The sequence below is a fragment of the Parabacteroides sp. AF19-14 genome (assembly GCF_003635485.1).
Classification (GTDB): domain Bacteria; phylum Bacteroidota; class Bacteroidia; order Bacteroidales; family Tannerellaceae; genus Parabacteroides; species Parabacteroides distasonis.
The window spans coordinates 84,416-104,200 of record NZ_QTMJ01000001.1 but is presented as its reverse complement, the minus strand read 5'-3'; the positions used below and the strand labels follow the sequence as shown (position 1 = coordinate 104,200).

At 44.7% G+C, this 19,785-nt stretch carries 14 protein-coding genes and 3 tRNA genes; 4 read left to right on the top strand and 13 right to left on the bottom strand.

What is annotated here, in order from left to right:
• Positions 1–29 precede the first annotated feature (29 nt).
• Complete coding sequence (gyrA, locus tag DWX33_RS00425; RefSeq protein ID WP_122135186.1) at positions 30–2,642, bottom strand: DNA gyrase subunit A; 2,613 nt, start codon at positions 2,640–2,642, stop codon at positions 30–32.
• Between the two features lie 204 nt (positions 2,643–2,846).
• Here gyrA and DWX33_RS00420 point away from each other — a divergent pair, with 204 nt between their 5' ends.
• The gene (locus tag DWX33_RS00420) at positions 2,847–5,405 is read left to right on the top strand and encodes an ATP-dependent Clp protease ATP-binding subunit (protein ID WP_008779884.1); all 2,559 of its coding nucleotides are present in this window, start codon (positions 2,847–2,849) and stop codon (positions 5,403–5,405) included.
• Positions 5,406–5,544: 139 nt separating this feature from the next.
• Here DWX33_RS00420 and DWX33_RS00415 read toward each other — a convergent pair.
• The 7 genes from DWX33_RS00415 to DWX33_RS00385 form a co-directional block, all read right to left on the bottom strand.
• Positions 5,545–5,628 (bottom strand) — tRNA-Leu (locus tag DWX33_RS00415).
• A 13-nt stretch (positions 5,629–5,641) separates the two neighbouring features.
• Positions 5,642–5,725 (bottom strand) — tRNA-Leu (locus DWX33_RS00410).
• Positions 5,726–5,741: 16 nt separating this feature from the next.
• Positions 5,742–5,814: transfer RNA gene (locus tag DWX33_RS00405), tRNA-Gly, on the bottom strand.
• Between the two features lie 79 nt (positions 5,815–5,893).
• Positions 5,894–6,721, bottom strand: coding sequence for a purine nucleoside phosphorylase I, inosine and guanosine-specific (locus DWX33_RS00400; protein WP_087342695.1), 828 nt, complete (start codon positions 6,719–6,721; stop codon positions 5,894–5,896).
• An 11-nt stretch (positions 6,722–6,732) separates the two neighbouring features.
• Positions 6,733–7,989 carry an amidohydrolase gene (locus DWX33_RS00395; RefSeq protein ID WP_122379668.1) on the bottom strand — a complete coding sequence of 419 codons (1,257 nt, stop codon included), beginning with the start codon at positions 7,987–7,989 and terminating at the stop codon, positions 6,733–6,735.
• Positions 7,990–8,000: 11 nt separating this feature from the next.
• On the bottom strand, positions 8,001–9,356 hold the full coding sequence (locus tag DWX33_RS00390) for a dipeptidase (protein ID WP_087342689.1): 1,356 nt from the start codon (positions 9,354–9,356) through the stop codon (positions 8,001–8,003).
• A 145-nt stretch (positions 9,357–9,501) separates the two neighbouring features.
• A complete protein-coding gene (locus DWX33_RS00385) occupies positions 9,502–10,647 on the bottom strand; it encodes an acyltransferase (RefSeq protein WP_008772162.1) in 1,146 nt (381 codons plus the stop codon).
• Positions 10,648–10,743: 96 nt separating this feature from the next.
• On the opposite strand from DWX33_RS00385, the gene DWX33_RS00380 reads away from it, so the two are divergent.
• On the top strand, positions 10,744–11,475 hold the full coding sequence (locus DWX33_RS00380) for an SDR family oxidoreductase (RefSeq protein WP_087342683.1): 732 nt from the start codon (positions 10,744–10,746) through the stop codon (positions 11,473–11,475).
• A 34-nt stretch (positions 11,476–11,509) separates the two neighbouring features.
• On the opposite strand, the gene DWX33_RS00375 is transcribed toward DWX33_RS00380, so the two are convergent.
• Positions 11,510–11,842 (bottom strand): DUF3795 domain-containing protein, encoded by a 333-nt coding sequence (locus DWX33_RS00375; protein WP_087342680.1) that lies wholly within the window; start codon positions 11,840–11,842, stop codon positions 11,510–11,512.
• A 114-nt stretch (positions 11,843–11,956) separates the two neighbouring features.
• On the opposite strand from DWX33_RS00375, the gene DWX33_RS00370 reads away from it, so the two are divergent.
• Complete coding sequence (locus DWX33_RS00370; RefSeq protein WP_122379667.1) at positions 11,957–13,615, top strand: amino acid permease; 1,659 nt, start codon at positions 11,957–11,959, stop codon at positions 13,613–13,615.
• Positions 13,616–13,761: 146 nt separating this feature from the next.
• Here DWX33_RS00370 and DWX33_RS00365 read toward each other — a convergent pair whose 3' ends face one another.
• Complete coding sequence (locus tag DWX33_RS00365) at positions 13,762–14,142, bottom strand: GtrA family protein (RefSeq protein ID WP_005856979.1); 381 nt, start codon at positions 14,140–14,142, stop codon at positions 13,762–13,764.
• Between the two features lie 101 nt (positions 14,143–14,243).
• Here DWX33_RS00365 and DWX33_RS00360 point away from each other — a divergent pair, with 101 nt between their 5' ends.
• Entirely contained in the window at positions 14,244–14,519 is a 276-nt protein-coding gene (locus tag DWX33_RS00360) for a putative quinol monooxygenase (RefSeq protein ID WP_122379666.1), read from the top strand.
• 112 nt (positions 14,520–14,631) lie between these two features.
• Here the strand turns inward: DWX33_RS00360 and DWX33_RS00355 are convergent, their stop codons facing one another.
• The 3 genes from DWX33_RS00355 to DWX33_RS00345 are packed head-to-tail and all read right to left on the bottom strand — an operon-like array spanning position 14,632 to position 19,532.
• A complete protein-coding gene (locus tag DWX33_RS00355) occupies positions 14,632–15,975 on the bottom strand; it encodes a citrate/2-methylcitrate synthase (RefSeq protein WP_008772165.1) in 1,344 nt (447 codons plus the stop codon).
• Positions 15,976–15,980: 5 nt separating this feature from the next.
• Positions 15,981–17,258, bottom strand: a complete 1,278-nt coding sequence (gene icd / locus DWX33_RS00350) for an NADP-dependent isocitrate dehydrogenase (RefSeq protein ID WP_008772166.1) — start codon at positions 17,256–17,258, stop codon at positions 15,981–15,983.
• 24 nt (positions 17,259–17,282) lie between these two features.
• Positions 17,283–19,532, bottom strand: coding sequence for an aconitate hydratase (locus DWX33_RS00345; RefSeq protein WP_057327800.1), 2,250 nt, complete (start codon positions 19,530–19,532; stop codon positions 17,283–17,285).
• Positions 19,533–19,785: the final 253 nt, after the last annotated feature.

Below are 19,785 nucleotides of genomic sequence, written 5' to 3'. Positions count from 1 at the left end.
TTGAGATTAATATTTCTATTTGTTTAAAATTATTCAGTTATTTCTTCGTTATCATTTTGTTCGTTATCCTCCTCTGATTCCGGTAGATCAACATCGGTACCTAGACTAGCTTGATTCTCACTCAACTCTCTTCCCTCATTCTCTTGTCTGGCTTCTTGTTCCGCTTTTTGCTCGGCAATCTCCTCTTCACTCTCAGACAATACTTTACATACAGAAGCGATTTCGTCGTTGCGCTTTTCTAGATTAATCAAACGAACACCTTGAGTAGCACGTCCTATTACGTTCAAATCGGCCACTTTCATACGGATAGCGATACCCGACTTATTGATAATCATTAAATCGTTCTCGTCCGTAACATTCTTGATGGCAACTAATTTACCGGTCTTCTCCGTGATATTAATGGTTTTTACGCCTTTACCGCCACGATTCGTTATACGATAATCCTCGATAGAGGAACGTTTTCCATATCCCTGCTCTGATACGACGAGTACGGTCTCTTTTTCCTTGTCCTTGATACAGATCATACCAACGACTTCATCGGTATTATCCTCGTCCAAAGTCATACCTTTCACTCCGGAAGCCGTACGGCCCATTACACGTACCGCGCTTTCATGGAAACGGATCGCCCGGCCATTACGGTTCGCTATGATCACCTCGTTGTTGCCATTCGTCATACATACTTGGATCAAGCCATCGTCTTCACGCAATGTAATAGCGTTCACACCGTTTTGACGAGGACGGGAATAGGCCTCCAACAAGGTCTTTTTGATCACACCTTTCTTCGTACAGAATAATAGGTAATGAGAATTAATGAATTCCGTATCGGTGGTTAATTTCTTAACACGTATAAAGGCTTGTACCTTATCATCCGGCTCGATATTCAGAAGATTCTGGATCGCACGTCCTTTAGCGTTCTTAGCTCCTTCCGGAATCTCGAATACCTTCAACCAATAACATTTACCTTTTGCCGTGAAGAATAATAAGGTCGCGTGCATGGATGCCGGATAGATATACTCAACGAAATCCTCGTCTCTAGTCTCGGAACCCTTCGCTCCTACACCACCACGGCCTTGCGCACGGAACTCACTTAACGGGGTACGTTTGATATATCCCATATGAGATACGGTAATGATCATCTCATCATCCGCATAGAAATCCTCCGGATTTAATTCCTCAGAGGCGTAAACGATATCCGTCTTACGTTCGTCGCCAAATTTATCCTTGATTTCCAATAATTCATCTTTGATAACCTTCATACAAAGGTCCTCATTCTCCAGAATCTCATTCAAATAAGCGATCAACTTCTCGATCTCCTCATATTCCGCACGCAATTTGTCTTGTTCCAGACCTGTCAACTGACGAAGTCTCATCTCGACAATAGCACGTGCTTGAAGCTCAGATAAAGAGAAACGTTCGATCAAACGCTCGATAGCCTCTTGCGGGCTCTTGGAAGACTTGATAATCGCGATTACCTCGTCTATATTATCGGAAGCGATGATCAAGCCTTCCAATATATGAGCTCTCTCTTCCGCTTTCCTCAATTCATATTTTGTACGCCGGATAACGACCTCATGACGGTGCTCAACAAACGCCTTGATTAAGTCTTTTAAGTTAAGCAACCTCGGACGGCCGTTCACCAAAGCGATATTATTAACGCTGAATGAGGATTGCAGAGCCGTAAGCTTATACAATTTATTCAGTACGACACTCGAGTTCGCGTCACGTTTCACGTCAACTACGATACGCATACCGCTACGGTCGGACTCGTCATTGACATTGGAAATGCCATCGATACGCTTCTCGTTTACTAGGTCAGCGATATACTTGATCAACTCAGCCTTATTTACCAAATAAGGAATCTCGGTAATAATAATCTTCTCATGATTATTCTCCACCTCAATCTCGGCTTTACCGCGAAGGATGATACGTCCCCTACCCGTCTCGAAAGCGTCTTTCACGCCTGCGTAGCCATAAATTGTAGCGCCTGTAGGGAAGTCCGGAGCCTTGATATATTGCATTAAGCCTTCTACCTCGATATCTCCCTTGGCATCGATATAAGCGATACAACCATCTAATACCTCGCTCAAGTTATGAGTCGGCATATTCGTAGCCATACCAACGGCGATACCCGATCCACCATTTACAAGTAAGTTAGGAACACGAGTCGGCAATACGGTCGGCTCCTTCAACGTATCATCGAAGTTAAGCTGGAAATCTACCGTGTCCTTATCGATATCCCGGAGCATTTCTTCGGCGAGTTTACTCAGTCGTGCCTCTGTATAACGCATAGCGGCAGGACTATCACCGTCCACTGAACCGAAGTTACCTTGTCCGTCTACTAACGGATAACGCATAGACCATGTCTGGGCCATACGAACCATGGCGAAATATACAGACAAGTCGCCATGTGGATGATATTTACCTAAAACTTCACCAACTATTCTCGCAGATTTTTTATAAGGTTTGTCGGATGTGTTACCCAGTTCATTCATTCCAAATAAAATACGGCGGTGAACCGGCTTAAAGCCATCCCTAACATCAGGAAGAGCACGTGAAACAATGACAGACATTGAATAATCAATGTATGCCGATTTCATTTCCTCTTCGATGTTAATCTTAATAATTCTGTCTTGATCAACCATTTAGTTTTATATTAATTACACTCAATATCTCACCTCTGAAAAATTGCACTAAGGTAAGGTTTTTCCGTATACTACGAAAGAATTTGTCTTGAAATTTTGCGCCTCTGGGCTTTTCAAGGCTTATTAAGGAATAATGGCACGAAATTTGATGATAGTTGGAATAGATTATGTAACTTTGCGTAATCAGTACATATATAATATAGTATGAAAAATTATTCGAAAAGATTGATTGACGTGATTGAGTATAGCCGTGAAGAAGCGGCTAGGCTCCAGAATAGCTATATCGGGCCGGAACATTTGATGCTAGGCATCATCCGGGAAGGCGAAGGCGAGGCAATGCGTGTCTTGCGAGAGCTACATACCGATCCGATGGATATTAAACGCAAGATTGAGCAAGAAATAAAGAATACATTCGATTCTGAGGATTCTGTCCAGCATGAGATCGCTATAAGTAAGACTACAGAACGTGTCTTGCGTATGAGTATGCTGGAATCTCGTTTATTCAAGGAAGATGAGACCGATACGGAACATCTTCTATTGGCGATATTGAAAGAGGAGTTTAATGTCGCTGCCAAGGTGTTGAACGATGCGGGTATTACTTATCGTTCCGCATATAATATATTAGTAAGCGGAACCGGTTTGAATAATATGGAGGAATTCGACGAGATCAGCGACGGATATACGGATGATGACGAAGATGACGAGGACGAAGGTTTCTCCTCTCGTCGTGAGGCATCTCGCCCCTCTTCCGGTACTGGAGCGGGAGCCGCTCAACCGAAATCCCCTAATGATACACCTGTTCTGGATAACTTCGGAACGGATATGACACGTGCCGCCGCAGAAAACCGTCTAGACCCGATTGTGGGACGTGAGAAGGAGATCGAGCGTTTGGCCCAGATATTAAGCCGTAGGAAGAAAAATAATCCGGTATTGATTGGTGAGCCGGGTGTGGGTAAGTCGGCTATCGTAGAGGGATTGGCTTTACGCATTATTCAGCGTAAGGTTTCCCGGGTGTTATTCGATAAGCGTGTGATTAGCTTGGATATGGCTTCTATTGTCGCCGGTACGAAATACCGCGGACAATTCGAGGAACGTATTAAGGCTATCTTGAATGAGTTATCGAAGAACCCGAATATCATCCTCTTTATCGATGAGATTCATACGATTGTTGGCGCTGGTTCCGCTTCCGGATCTATGGATGCGGCGAATATGCTGAAACCTGCGTTGGCTCGTGGTGAGATTCAATGCATTGGCGCTACTACTTTGGATGAATATCGTAAGAATATCGAGAAAGACGGTGCGTTGGAACGTCGTTTCCAGAAAGTGATCGTTGATCCGACTACGGCGGAAGAAACTTTGCAGATCTTGCGTAATATCAAACCTCGTTATGAGGAGCACCATAATGTGATCTATACTGAAGATGCTTTACAAGCGTGTGTAAAATTGACAGAAAGATATATCAGTGACCGTAATTTCCCGGATAAGGCGATCGATGCTTTAGACGAGGCCGGTTCCCGTGTACATATATCTAATATCATTGTTCCGAAAAGTATCGAAGAGCTTGAGGCAAAGATCGAGGATACGAAGAATGAGAAATTAGCGGCCGTGAAATCTCAGAACTTTGAGTTAGCCGCAAGTTTCCGCGATAAGGAGCGTCAGTATTTATTGCAACTGGAGGCCGCGAAAGCTAAATGGGAACAAGAGCTTCAAGAACATCGGGAGACCGTTGATGAAGAGAAGGTCGCTGAAGTTGTTGCCATGATGTCTGGTGTGCCTGTTCAACGTATCGCTAAGGCAGAGAATGTCAAGCTTCTGGAAATGGCGGACGTATTGAAAAGTAAGGTGGTCGGGCAGGATGATGCTGTTCAAAAGATTGTAAAGGCAATTCAACGTAACCGTGTTGGCTTGAAAGATCCGAATAAGCCGATCGGAACTTTTATGTTCCTAGGACCGACGGGTGTAGGTAAAACTCACTTGGCCAAGAAGCTTGCTGAATATCTATTTGATTCGGCGGATTCTTTGGTACGTATCGATATGAGTGAATACTTGGAGAAATTCGCTGTTTCCCGTTTGATCGGAGCGCCTCCCGGATACGTTGGTTACGAGGAAGGTGGCCAGTTAACAGAGAAAGTACGTCGCAAGCCCTATTCAGTGGTCTTATTGGACGAGATCGAGAAGGCGCATCCGGATGTATTTAACTTGCTGCTGCAAGTCTTGGATGAAGGCCGTTTGACGGATAGTCTGGGTAGACGTATTGATTTCAAGAATACGATCTTGATCATGACTTCCAATATTGGTACCCGGCAATTGAAAGATTTCGGCCGTGGCGTTGGTTTCAATACCCAGATGGCTGGTGAGCCGGATAAGGATTTCTCCCGTAGCGTGATCCAGAAAGCGTTGAATAAAGCATTTGCTCCAGAGTTCTTGAACCGTGTGGATGATATCATTATGTTCGATCAGCTTGATAAAGCCGCTATTCATAAGATTATCGATATTGAGTTACAGGGTCTGTATCAGCGTGTATCAAATCTGGGCTATGAGTTGTCGATCACAGACGAGGCAAAAGATTTCATTGCGACAAAAGGCTACGATATCCAATTCGGTGCCCGTCCGTTGAAGCGTGCGATCCAGAAGTATCTGGAAGATGAGATGGCGGAGATGATTATCCGTGCCTCAGTAGGTGAAGGCGATACGATTATCGTAGACTTTGATAAGGAAGAGCAGAAAATCACGACTTCGATAAAAAAGAAAGATGCTGAATAAGTTTGTCTATGAATATAGAAGCCGGGCGTGAGTCCGGCTTTTTTTATGTTCGTCCATCTTATTCGTCTGTCATTTTGACACACAAAAAAAGCATGACCTAATTGAATAGATCATGCTCTTATTTCTTTTTTTACTTAAGTACGCAGGATGAGACTTGAACTCACACGCCGTAACCGGCACTACCCCCTCAAAGTAGCGTGTCTACCAATTCCACCACCTGCGCATTTTAGGAAGGGTGCCCAGAACAGGACTCGAACCTGCACGATCGCAAAACCACTCGCACCTGAAACGAGCGCGTCTACCAATTCCGCCACCTGGGCAATCAATACGAGAAAGAGCGGAAGACGGGACTCGAACCCGCGACCCTAACCTTGGCAAGGTTATGCTCTACCAACTGAGCTACTTCCGCATATACAACCGCTTTGTTCTCGATTGCGAGTGCAAAGGTAGTGATTTCATTGAAACCACCAAGCCTTTGCGTTACTTTTTTATTGGATTTTTTTGACCAATTCCGTAAATAGTTGTGTCATAACAGATGCTGCTTTATTAGCCGCTACGATAACATCGGCACCATCATTTACAAAGTCGTCAGCGAAGTGATAACCTTCGTTCGTGATGACAGACATACCGAATACACGCAAGCCCGCATGACGTGCCACGATTACTTCCGGTACCGTACTCATGCCGATCGCATCTCCCCCGACTTTTCCATAGAAAGCGTACTCGGAAGGAGTCTCGAAGGAAGGGCCTGTCAAACCTACATATACACCTTTCTTTAACGGGATAGATCGGGAGGCGGCTATTTCTTCCACATAGCGGATAAATTCACGATCATAAGCACGGGTCATATCCGGGAAACGAGTGCCGAAATCCTCATTGTTCGGACCGATCAGCGGGTTCGGCATCATATTGATATGATCCCGGATGATCATCAGATCACCTACCTTGAACGTATTATTGATACCTCCGGCGGCGTTCGAGACCAAAAGGTTCTTGATTCCTAAGAGCTTCATTGCACGTACGGGAAAAGTGACCTGTTGCATTGTGTAGCCCTCATAGTAGTGAAAACGGCCTTGCATAGCCAAGACTTGCTTATCCCCTAGTTTGCCACAAATAAAATTCCCCTTATGCCCGGTAGCGGTAGATTTCATAAAATGTGGGATCTCTGCATAAGGTATCACTATAGGGTCTGTTATTTGATCGGCTAAAGAGCCTAAGCCACTACCAAGGATAATGGCGGTCTCCGGGTTACCTTCGATCCGGCTAGCTAAATAGGCGGCCGCTTCCCGATATTGTTCGGTTTTAATCATTTCCATATTTAATCAATTTAACGTTTCATCAAGTTATAAGCTATCTCTGCCGCTTTCTCCATAATCTCGTCCTCTCCCGGTACCTTCTTATTCTCCATCAATATTTTACCATCACAGATAACGGTATCCACGCAACTGCCGTTGGCGGCGTATACAAGATTTGAGACGAAATTGAAGTTCGGGGTAAAAGCGGGGGTGTTGAGATCTATCAAACATAGATCGGCTAAATACCCTTCCTTGATCTGCCCGGCTTTTAAACCGAACATAACGGCTCCTTCCGCAGTAGCGGCTTGCAGCATCTCATTTGCGGTCAAGGCTTCGGGATCCTTTCGCCAAGCTTTTCCTAACAGGGAAGCCAGCTTCATCGCCTCGATCATATCCAAGTTATTGGAAGAGGAACAACCGTCCGTTCCCAATCCCACGGTAATACCCAATTGGCGCATTTCCTTGAACTTAAAATGCATGCCGGAAGCCAGTTTCATGTTTGAGGCCGGGTTATGTACGACTTTCACCTCATGATCGGCCAGCATACGAAGCTCATCATCATCGACGTAAATTCCATGAGCGATGATCAAGCGTGGAGAAAGCACACCCAACTTATATAAATAACGTACGGGAGTGAGTCCGAATCTATCGACAGAGTCTTTCACTTCCCCCTCTGTCTCTGCCAGATGCAGATGGATCGGGATCTGATGTTCCATAGCGAACTGATGCGCCCATTTCAGAAGCTCACCGGAAACGGTATAGATAGCGTGCGGCCCGATCGAGAAGCGAACCCGTTTGCTGTAGTTATCCACATCTTGGATCAGTCGCTCGTTATGGCGTTTGCATTTCTCCGCCTCTTCTTTATCAAAACCATCGAAGCAAACGCCGGCTATGATACCTCGCAATCCCATCTCCTCCGTCACATCGGCCGTGACACGAGGGCGTTGATACATGTCGAAGAAAGTGGTCGTGCCACTTTTTATCATTTCCAAGCACGCTAATTTCGCTCCCCAATATACATCCTCACGGGTCATTTTCGCCTCATTCGGCCAGATCTTTTGCTCAAGCCATGGCATAAGCGGCATATCATCGCCGAAGCCGCGGAACAAAGTCATGGCAGCATGTGTATGAGCGTTCACGAAACCGGGAATGACGGCTTTACGGCTACCATCCAGTATCTTATCGGCAGGAAAAGACAAGCCCTCTCCTATTTGCTTGATCTCTTTTCCTTCGATATAGATATCAATCGTCCTATCGTTAAACAGGACATTCTTTATTAATATACTCATCTTCTTCCTTCTTATTTATATAAACGGTAGAATTCCGCTACCGACTCGATTCCCTTGAAGAAGATATCCAACTCCTGACTCTCGTTGGGCGAATGGATCGCGTTTTGCTCCAAGCCGAATCCCATCAGTACGGTCTTGATACCTAATACCTGCTCGAATGTAGAGATAATAGGAATGCTACCTCCGCGACGAACCGCCAACGGTTTCTTCCCGAATGCGATGCCAACAGCCTTTTCTGCCGCTTGATAAGCTGGCAAGTCTATCGGACAAACATATCCTTGCCCGCCATGGCTGGGCGTAACTTTCACTTTAACATAAGGTGGGGTCACACGAGCTATATACTCCTCAAACATTTGGGAGATCTTGGCATGATCTTGGTGTGGAACCAAACGAGTGGAAACCTTGGCATAAGCCTTTGAAGGCAATACAGTTTTGCTTCCTTCCCCCGTATATCCGCCCCAAATACCACAGATATCGAAAGAAGGCCGACAACTATTACGTTCTAGCGTAGAATAGCCTTTCTCTCCGAAAAGAGCGTCTACCCCGATCGCTTTCTTATATTTTTCCTCGTCGAATGGGATTTGGGCGATCATCTCCCGTTCTGCGGGAGATACATCCTCCACGTCGTCATAAAAACCCGGGATCGTGATGCGTCCATCCACGTCGGTGATATCTGCCATCAATTTGCAAAGTACATTGATCGGATTCGCTACGGCTCCGCCAAAATGACCGGAATGCAAATCGCGGTTCGGTCCGGTTACTTCTATTTCCCAGTAAGCCAAACCACGTAAGCCTGTCGTGAGCGACGGTGTTTCAGCGCTGACCATGCTTGTATCGGAAACGAGGATTACATCCGCTTTCAATAATTCTTTATGTTCCCGGCAAAAATCTTCCAAGCTAGGAGAACCTATCTCCTCCTCTCCTTCGAAAATAAACTTCACGTTACACTGTAACAAACCTTCTTTAATCGCTGTCTCAAAACCTTTTACTTGAATCATACCCTGTCCCTTATCATCGTCTGCTCCACGGGCCCAAATGCGTCCGTCCCGGATCACCGGCTCGAAAGGTTCACTCTTCCACAATTCCAAAGGTTCGGCGGGCATCACGTCGTAATGAGCGTAAACCAATACGGTCAGAGCTTTGGGAGATACCATTTTCTCGGCGTATACGACAGGATTGCCTTTCGTAGGCATTACCTCGGCCTTATCCGCACCAGAAGACAACAGCACCTCAGTCCAACGCTGGGCACATGTCAACATGTCCGGCTTATTCTCATGCTTGGCGCTGATTGACGGAATGCGGATTAAAGAGAACAATTCTTCAAGAAAACGATCCTTATTGGATTCGATATAAGATTTTACTGACATAGCGTTTTATTTTATCAAGTTTATAAATTGTAGCAAATATAACGAAACAGATGGGGATTGCAAGGAGTTTTATGGTATTTTAGCCGTGTTACTACAATAGGCGTGCAGTAACACGGCAAGGCGGGTTGCAGTATACGAAAGAGTTTCATCCCATGATCCATTTAGCTCGTTCACCTAATATACGGTACATGAACCAAGTAAACGCCCATGAGATTATGAAAATCAAAAGTGCCATTATGGGTACTTGCAAAGGTATCGGTAAATCAAACTTCCCGATCAAGATAAAGATCGGACCTACGACAAAATAATGTACGATATAGATTCCGAAACCATATTTGGATATTTTCGATAGTTTTTTAGCTATGAGAGTATTATGAATACGTACCTTTTGAAGAAGAATAAATACAGCTGCCGTCATTAAGACTACATTCGGACTACAGAAGGTGAAAAATAACTCCATATCCAATTCTGTTGCCTCGGGATTCGCTGCGGCCGAACTGAATCCACAATAGGTTATGGCATAACCAACCACAAACATGGCTGCGCAAATAGCGAAGGTTTTCCAAATATTCCAATTATTACCTTGTTTTAAGTAATGTCCTAATAGGAGATATCCGTTGAATCCTGCGAAATAATAAAACATGCCGAATTGATTCCACGTCGCTTCCCCGTATAAATATTTGCTGATATAGGCAGACATATAAGGCAAGAAAAGAGATACGAACCATATCCCTAAATAGACCCTCTCTTTGGAACGATCCGCCTTCTCGATCCATGCGGAGAAGAATGGCATATACAGATACAATCCGATGAGTAAATAAATATACCACATATGGTTTTCCTTAAAACTGAAATTGAACGGGATCATGGCGATGTCTTTCAATGCGTCGGATAAGGATTGTGACTCATTTCCTTGCACATAGCAGAAAAACTCACCGATTATCTCTTTCGGCAAACCTAATAGCCCTGTAACCCAAGGGAATATATTGTATAATACAGACCATATCAAAAAAGGAAATAATACCCTATATATTCTCTTTTTATAGAAAACACCTAAAGATTGTTCCCGTATAGGCAATAGTAAAAGTCCCGTCATCATAACGAAAAGAGGAACAGAGGGCCGTAAAAGAGAGCCGTAAACAGCGGCCCAATGTTTATATTCCGGTAAACTTCCGAGTGTAGGTGAGATATAAAAAGGATCTATACAATGTACTCCGATAACCATCAGCATAGCTACGGTTCGTATTACATCGAGCCACACGATATGTGACTGTGTTGTTGCGTTGTTCATGGATTTATGTGTTAAATTTAAAAGATGGGTGACAAAGATAGAGCTTAGCATGAGAATTTTGTTTATCTTTATTGTTAATTTATTGTATCAAGTATTATGGTCAAACGAATTATCATTATCGGCGCTACCTCCGGTATCGGCTATGAGGTTGCTAAGATTTATTGGAAACGAGGATATCAACTGGGATTGGCTGGTCGTCGGGTTGATCGGTTGGAGGAGTTTCGTAAGCAAGATCCGGAGCATATCCAGATAAAGCAGTTGGACGTGACCGCCGAGGATGCCGCTGATCGTTTAGACGAATTAATCCGTGATTTGGGAGGAATGGACATCTTCCTGCTTAGTTCAGGGATCGGCAACCAGAATAAAAACTTAGATACTTCCATTGAACAAGCTACGATACAGACGAATGTGACAGGCTTTACACGTATGGTACTAGCGGCCTATCGTTATTTTTCCAGTCAAGGTGGCGGGCATATATCTGTAATCAGCTCTATTGCCGGAACCAAAGGATTAGGTGTCGCTCCCTCCTACTCGGCTACCAAACGATACCAAAATATTTATATAGACGCTTTAGCCCAACTTTCCCGTATGGAGAAACAGCCTATTATACTTACGGATATCCGTCCGGGATTTGTCCGTACGGATTTATTGAAAGACGGCAGGAATTATCCTATGCTGATGTCTCCCCAATATGCCGCCCTGCGTATCGCCAACGCTATAGACCGGAAAAAGAGAAGGGCGATCATCGATTGGAGATACGCTATCCTTGTCTTTCTCTGGAGACTGATCCCTGAATGGCTTTGGGAACGGCTGCCGATACGGAATTAGGATCGGATATGTTAGAGGTTCATCTTTTTTGCTTCTACATTAGATTTTCTCTTGCGCCGGGAGCATGCTGAAGGACCGCACCGACTATCTGGCAACTATCCAATTCATCACAATCGCCACATGTATTAAAGCCTTTTCCGGATACACATTTGCATATTTCACAATAATCACTGCAATACGCAAATTTCACTCCGTCCGCACGACAACCCATACAGTTTATAGTTGCGGCTGTAATTTCGGGCGCATTGTTCATGGCGCTCCACTTTTGTGCGGTTTTTTCTCTTAGCTCATTATCATTCTTAACTGTGGCTATGCGGGCATCGCAACTTTCGCAATCTAATCCGCAACAGGCTATCAATTGTTTCATTATTTAGTTGTCTATTTATTTTCTTGTTTGTTTCTGTCCTTGCTTTTACTTTTCGGCAAACATAATAAAAATTCCTACCTTTGCGCCCAATTACTAATTTTTTAATCTATACAGATGGGTTTATTTATTAAGAAGCCTTTAGCGGATTTGATGACCGAGGCAAATGATTCGGGCAGTAAATCGCTGAAGCGTATCCTTGGCCCGTGGAGTTTGATCGCCTTAGGTGTCGGTGTTATTATCGGTGCCGGATTGTTCTCCATTACGGGTGCGGTGGCCGCCGGGTATACGGGGCCTGCCATTACTTTATCTTTCGCTATCGCCGCCTTGGGCTGTTGTTTCGCCGGGTTATGTTACGCCGAGTTCGCTTCCATGATCCCGGTGGCAGGTAGCGCATACACCTACTCGTACGCCACGATGGGTGAGTTGGTCGCTTGGATTATCGGTTGGGATTTGGTGCTCGAGTACTGCGTGGCCGCTACGACCGTTAGCATAAGTTGGAGTCGGTATTTGGTCGTTTTTCTGGAAGGATTCGGAGTGCATTTACCGCAAGCCTTGACGGCTTGCCCTTGGGATGGCGGTATCGTGAATATCCCGGCTTTTTTGATCGTGGTGTTAATGAGTATTTTGTTGATACGAGGAACGGAAGGCAGTTCTATCTTCAATGGGATCATCGTATTCTTGAAAGTCTCCGTAGTCTTGGTGTTCGTAGTCTTGGGATGGAAATATATCCGTATGGAGAATTATACGCCTTATATCCCCACTAATACAGGGACTCTAGGCGAGTTCGGATTTTCCGGTATCCTACGAGGGGCGGCTATCGTATTCTTTGCTTTCCTCGGTTTCGACGCTGTAAGTACGGCGGCGCAGGAAACCAAGAACCCGAAACGGGATATGCCGATCGGGATCTTGATGTCATTGGTGGTTTGTACTATATTATATATGCTGTTTGCCCACGTGATGACCGGAGTCGTACATTACTCCGCTTTTGCTGGCCAGAATGGAATCGCTCCTGTGGCAATAGCTATCGATCATATGGGACAAATGGATGCTTCTGGTGTGATTCGTCCGGATTACCCTTGGATGAATCGGGCGATCGTAATAGCTATTTTACTGGGGTATTGCTCGGTTATCATGGTAACGTTATTAGGACAGAGCCGTGTATTCTTGAGTATGAGCCGGGATGGGCTGCTCCCTCCCCTATTTTCCCATATCCATGAGAAATTCCGCACGCCGGCACGAAGTAATTTCCTGTTTATGTTATTGGTCGGTGCATTGGCAGCTTTCGTTCCGGCGAGCGTAGCGGGCGAGATGTGTAGTATCGGGACTTTGTTCGCCTTTACGCTAGTTTGCGCCGGGGTATTGATTGTCCGTAAGACAATGCCGGACGCTCCCCGGTCTTTCAAGACCCCGTTGGTTCCGTTCGTGCCTATCGCCGGTATCATAACTTGTCTGGTGATGATGCTTTTTCTCCCGGCTGATACATGGATTCGTTTGGTATTATGGATGTTAATCGGTCTGGATATATATGTCTGCTATGGCATCAAACATAGCAAACTGGAACATATGCAGAAACATCGCTCGGGACAGACCACATTGGATATGATCGGTATTACCCTATCCGTGCTTTGCGTGATTACGGGGCTTTGGCACCAGCAAACCGTGGGATGGGGCGAAAGTAAAGTCTTATTGATTATCTCATTCGTATTCGCTTTTACGCATCTAGCTTTCTATCTTTACAGACTCGGGAAGCAGTTTACGAGCCTTACCCGTTAGCGATTCAGCACGATTAGTCTCGATGGCTCACGCGACTAGTCCCGATGGTCAACACCAGTAGTGGTGAAGGCTTATGCGAATAGTCGCGTTGACCTTCACCACTACTGGCGTACTATACCACTTCCTTTGATACGATTTATCGGATTCTAGCTCTTAAAAGTAAGCCTCTTATTCATCATAAAATTAACGGCTCCGTAAACGAAAAGTCCAAGGAACTGACCCAGATATTCATTTAGATCGATCACCTCCACCATTAAAAGCAAGAATATGAATTGAGTAGCGTAAGCGCAACCAAAAGCGATTAGGAATAAAGGAATCTCCTTCCAGAAATTACCTTTCCCGGAAGAAAATACCCAGTATTTACTCCAAAAGAAGTTATTCACCAAGGCAGCCACATATCCAGCCATGTTCGACCACAAGTAATTACAATCCAGAATATCCATTAATATCCAGATTACCAATGCGGTGATCAAAGCGTTAGAAGAACCTACAATGGCGAAACGAAGAATACGAACAGATTCCTTCATGCTGTTAATTATACGTTTCGAATGACAAATATACGGGTTTATTTCTATATTTGTGCTGTACTTTTGATCAAGTATGTAACATTCTTAAAACAATTATGAGTATGATTAGACTAAATGTATTTATTCAAGTAAGTGAGGAGAATCGTCCCGCCGCATTGGAGACTGCGAAAGAATTGGTTGAAAAGTCTTTGAAAGACAATGGCTGTATTGCTTATGATATTTTCGAGAGCGCTACTCGTAGTGATGTATTGATGATTTGTGAGACGTGGAAAGACGCTGAATCCTTATCAGCTCACGAAAAAGCTGAGCATTTCGTAACGTTGGTTCCTAAATTGCAAGGATTAGGTGCGATGGAACTTGAGAAATTTACATTTTAAGGGTTTTATGTAGGATATTATTATCAGCCTGAGCATGCTAAAAAATCATAGTTATGAATCCTTCAACTTATAACTATGAATGAAAGAAAACATAACTATGATTTTTTTAGTGTTATCGCTCGTTGATGGAGATATATTCCCTATCGTCCAAAACGTTCTTGTAAGCCGGACGGATGATGCGTTTTCCGTCAAAGTTCAACTCCTCGATACGGTGAGCGGTCCAACCCACGATTCGGGCCATGGCGAATAAAGGCGTATAGATTTCCTGTGGCAAACCGATCATCTCATAAACGAATCCGGAATAGAAGTCCACGTTCGAGGAAACCCGTTTCTTAGTTCCTTTATGCTTGGCGAAACATTCGATCGCTCTTTCCTCTAATAACTCAAGGAAGGCGAATTCCTCAGAGCGACCTTTCTCTTTTGCCAGATCACGAGCCAGTTCCTTTAATACGACCGCACGGGGATCGGAAATCGTATAGACCGCATGGCCGATACCATAGATCAAGCCTGTCTTGTTATAAGCCTCTTTGTTAAGCATCCGCATGAAATAAGTATCGATCTCGTCCACGTTCTTCCAATCCGCGATATTCTCTTTCAAATGATGGAACATATCTACTACCTGAATATTGGCGCCTCCGTGCAACGGGCCTTTCAATGAGCCGATACCAGCTGCGATAGATGAGTACGTATCCGTTCCCGTAGAACTAGTGACGCGTACCGTGAACGTAGAGTTATTACCACCACCATGTTCTGCTTGCAATACCAAGAGCAAATCCAACGTACGTGCGTCCAGATCCGTGAAATCACGTTTCAGCATGTGAAGGAAATTTTCTGCGATCGATAAGTTCTCGTGCGGATGACGGATGTGTAAAGAACGCCCCTGTGTGCTATGACGATAAATATTGTAGGCATAAGCGATAATCGTCGGGAACTTAGAGATCAATTCAATAGATTGGCGCATTAAGTTATCTCGGGAGGTGTCGTCCGGGTTTGCGTCGAAGGTATACATCTCCAATACGCTACGAGCCAATATATTCATGATGTTCTGTCCTTCCAGATCCAGAATATTCATCTTGGTCTTTTGCTCCAAGGGCATATTATCGTTCAACAGTTCTTTAAAGGCTGATAATTCCTCTTTATCGGGGAGTTTACCAGAAAGTAATAAATAAGCCACTTCCTCAAAACCGAACCGTTTTTCCTTGATGAAATCACGCGCTAAATCCTCTACGTCGTAACCTCTATAGAATAACTTACCGGGGATCGCTTTAAGACCGCCCTCTGGCAAGCGTTCGTATCCTACTACATTACCGACTTGGGTCAATCCTACTAACACGCCGCTACCATCTTCGTTACGAAGGCCACGTTTCACATTATACATTGGGAAAAGTTCGTTGTCGATCTTGCAAGCCTCTCTGGCAGCCTCGGACAATTTGTAGATTAAATATTCTTTCTTCAACATGACTATACTGATTTAATTGTTTCGATAATAGAGATGATACGATCACCAAATTCTTTGGTGCCGAGAGATTTGCCGTTCGGCATAAAACGAGCCAAGTCATGAGTGGCCTCTCCAGCGGAGAAAGCTTGCTCCATAGCGGATGTAATCAGGTTAGCCGCATCACTCCATCCCATATATTCCAGCATCATCACGGATGATAATAATAAGGAAGAGGGGTTTACGAGATTCTTTCCCGCGATATTCGGAGCGGTTCCATGTGTTGCCTCGAAGATCGCATGACCACTGTTATAGTTGATATTAGCGCCGGGAGCAATGCCAATGCCACCTACCATCGCCGCTAATTGATCGGAGATATAATCGCCGTTCAGGTTCAAAGTAGCGATCACGGAATATTCTTCCGGAATTAATAGAGTGTTTTGCAAGAAAGCATCGGCTATGACATCCTTGATAATGATTTTACCGGCCTTTGAAGCTTCCACTAAGGCGGTATTGGCCGCTTCCTCGCCTTGCTCTTTCTTGATCTTCTCATATTGAGGCCATGTGAAAGTGAGATCCGCAAACTCCCGTTCCGCTAAAGCGTATCCCCATAGTTTGAAACCACCTTCCGTGAATTTCATGATGTTACCTTTGTGTACCAAAGTCACGCTCGGTAATTGATGCAATATTGCGTATTCGATAGCGGCACGCACCAGACGCTCCGTACCTTCCACAGAAACCGGCTTGATGCCGAAAGAGGAAGTTTCCGGGAAACGTATTTTCTTCACTCCCATTTCCTCGGTGAGGAACTTCAATAACTTTTGTGCCTCCGGAGTCCCTTGTTGCCATTCGATTCCGGCATAGATATCTTCCGTATTCTCACGGAAGATATACATATTCACTTTCTGCGGCTCCTTTACCGGAGATACGACTCCTTTAAACCAACGAACCGGACGGAGACAAACATATAAATCCAACGTCTGACGGAGGGCCACATTTAATGAACGGATACCTCCACCAATCGGAGTTGTCAACGGTCCCTTAATACCGACGATGTATTCACGGAATGCTTCCATAGTCTCATCGGGAAGCCAACTTCCGGTTTGCTTAAACGCCTTTTCACCGGCTAAGACCTCTTTCCATTCAATGGAACGGGTTCCGTTGTAAGCTTGCTTGATGGCAGCGTTTACTATCTTTTGGCTAACGGGAGTGATCTCATGCCCCACGCCATCTCCTTCAATATAAGGGATCGTCACGTGATCCGGAACGAAAATATGATTACCTTTCTTTGTTATCTTACTCATGATATCAAGATTTTTTTGTTTGTCTTAGTGAGCTGTATTTAAAGCGGAACCCGCCTTGAACCATTTAATTTGTAAATCATTATACGTATGGTTAACCGGGAATGATTCTTGCGTACCATCCGCATGAAGAAGAACGGCCGTCAACGGTTTGCCCGGCTGAAAATCTTTCAATCCGATGATCGAGATATGGTCATTCTCACGGATCTTGCTATAATCCTCCTTATCGGCGAAAGTCAGTGCTAACATTCCTTGTTTCTTCAAGTTTGTCTCGTGGATACGGGCGAAACTCTTGGCTAGGATCACTTTTACATTTAGGAAGCGAGGCTCCATGGCTGCATGTTCCCGGGAAGAGCCTTCACCATAGTTTTCTTCCGCTACGACGATCGAGGAAATACCATTTGCCTTGTATTGTTTCGCTACGGCAGAAACTGCTTCATATTCATTGTTCAGTTGATTCAATACAGAGTTTGTCTTCCCGTTGAAAGCGTTTACGGCTCCCATCAACATATTATCCGATATATTTTCCAAATGCCCACGGAAACGTAACCATGGACCGGCCATCGAGATATGATCCGTCGTACATTTACCTTCAGCCTTGATAAGAAGGGGCATATCCGTGAAATCCTCTCCATTCCAAGGAGCGAAAGGCTTTAATGCTTGTAGGCGGTTGGATTCCGGATCGATGTTCACCACTACGTTCTTACCCGTAGGTGCCAGATAGCCGTTATCCTTTACCTCGAAACCTTTCGGCGGGAAATCCGTGCCTTTCGGTTCTTTCAGTTTCACAACCTTACCATCCTCTGTCTTCAAGGTATCGGTCAAAGGATTGAAACATAGATCACCTGCGATGGTCAAGGCCAGTGTCAGTTCCGGAGAAGCGACAAAAGCATGTGTATTCGGATTACCGTCCGCACGTTTAGCGAAGTTACGATTAAATGAAGTAACGATCGAATTCTTACGGGTATTATCATCCGTATGACGTTTCCATTGTCCGATACAAGGACCACAGGCATTCGCCATAATGGTTGCGCCAATCCGTTCAAAATCACCGATAATACCATCTCTTTCCGCCGTATAACGGATTTGCTCGGAACCCGGGTTGATGATCAAGGGTGCCGCTACCGGTATTTTATCCTCATAAGCTTGGCGAGCAATGGATGCCGCACGGCTTAGATCTTGATAAGAAGAGTTGGTACAGGAACCGATTAATCCGACCTCCATCTTTCGGGGATAGCCATTCGCTTTTACTTTTGCGGCAAACTCCGAGATAGGCGTAGCTGCATCCGGCGTGAACGGACCGTTGATATGCGGCTCCAATTCGGAAAGGTTAATAACGATTACACGATCGTAAAACTTATCTGGCTCGGCACGAACGTCCATATCCGCTTCCAGATATTCACCAATAGCTTCGGCCCAGCTCGCTACCTCGTCACGTCCCGTGGCACGAAGATATTGAGCCATTGTATTATCGAATGGGAATAAAGAAGTAGTCGCTCCTACCTCGGCACCCATATTACAGATCGTAGCTTTTCCGGTCGCTGAGATGGAGGCGGTGCCCGGACCGAAATATTCGATGATAGCGTTCGTTCCACCTTTTACGGTTAAGATGCCCGCTAGCTTAAGAATCACGTCCTTCGGCGAGGCCCAACCATTCAAACTACCAGTTAACTTAACACCAATTAGTTTCGGCATCTTCAGTTCCCATTCCATTCCGGTCATGACATCCACGGCGTCGGCTCCTCCTACTCCGATAGCGACCATTCCAAGTCCTCCGGCATTCGGGGTATGTGAATCAGTTCCTACCATCATACCGCCGGGAAACGCATAATTTTCCAATACCACTTGATGGATAATGCCTGCTCCGGGTTTCCAAAAACCGATTCCATATTTATCGGAGACCGATTTCAAGAAATCATAGACCTCGCTATTGCTTTTGGTAGCCGTATCGATATCCGTCTTGGCTCCCATATTCGCTTGGATCAAATGGTCGCAATGCACGGTAGCCGGTACTGCGGATTTTTCTTTTCCGGCGTTCATGAATTGTAAAAGCGCCATCTGAGCGGTGGCATCTTGCATAGCCACACGGTCGGGACGGAAATTCACATAATCCTCACCTCTTTTGAAAAGGCGAGTCGAGCTTTCATCGTATAGATGCGCATATAAGATTTTCTCGGCCAAGGTCATCGGGCGACCACCGATACGTTCGCGGGCTGTGTCCACTCTTCTGGGGAAATTTGCATAGAAATTTCTAAGCATGTCAATGTCGTACACCATATTCATATTCGTTTTTTATTGTAAGCCTTTTCGCAAATATATTTATCTATAACCAGCTAAAATGTAATAAATAAGACATCTGCCAATGAGTCTTTGTTTTTATTATCAACAAATATATAATATAATGAAATACAATTTGTTCGATAATTTCTATGAGGTTATAGAGGTTATTTATAATCTCCCGGATAACTTAGAAAAACGGGCTAATCGCACGTTTATTAATAAAACGTACCATTAGCCCGTTTTGTTCAAG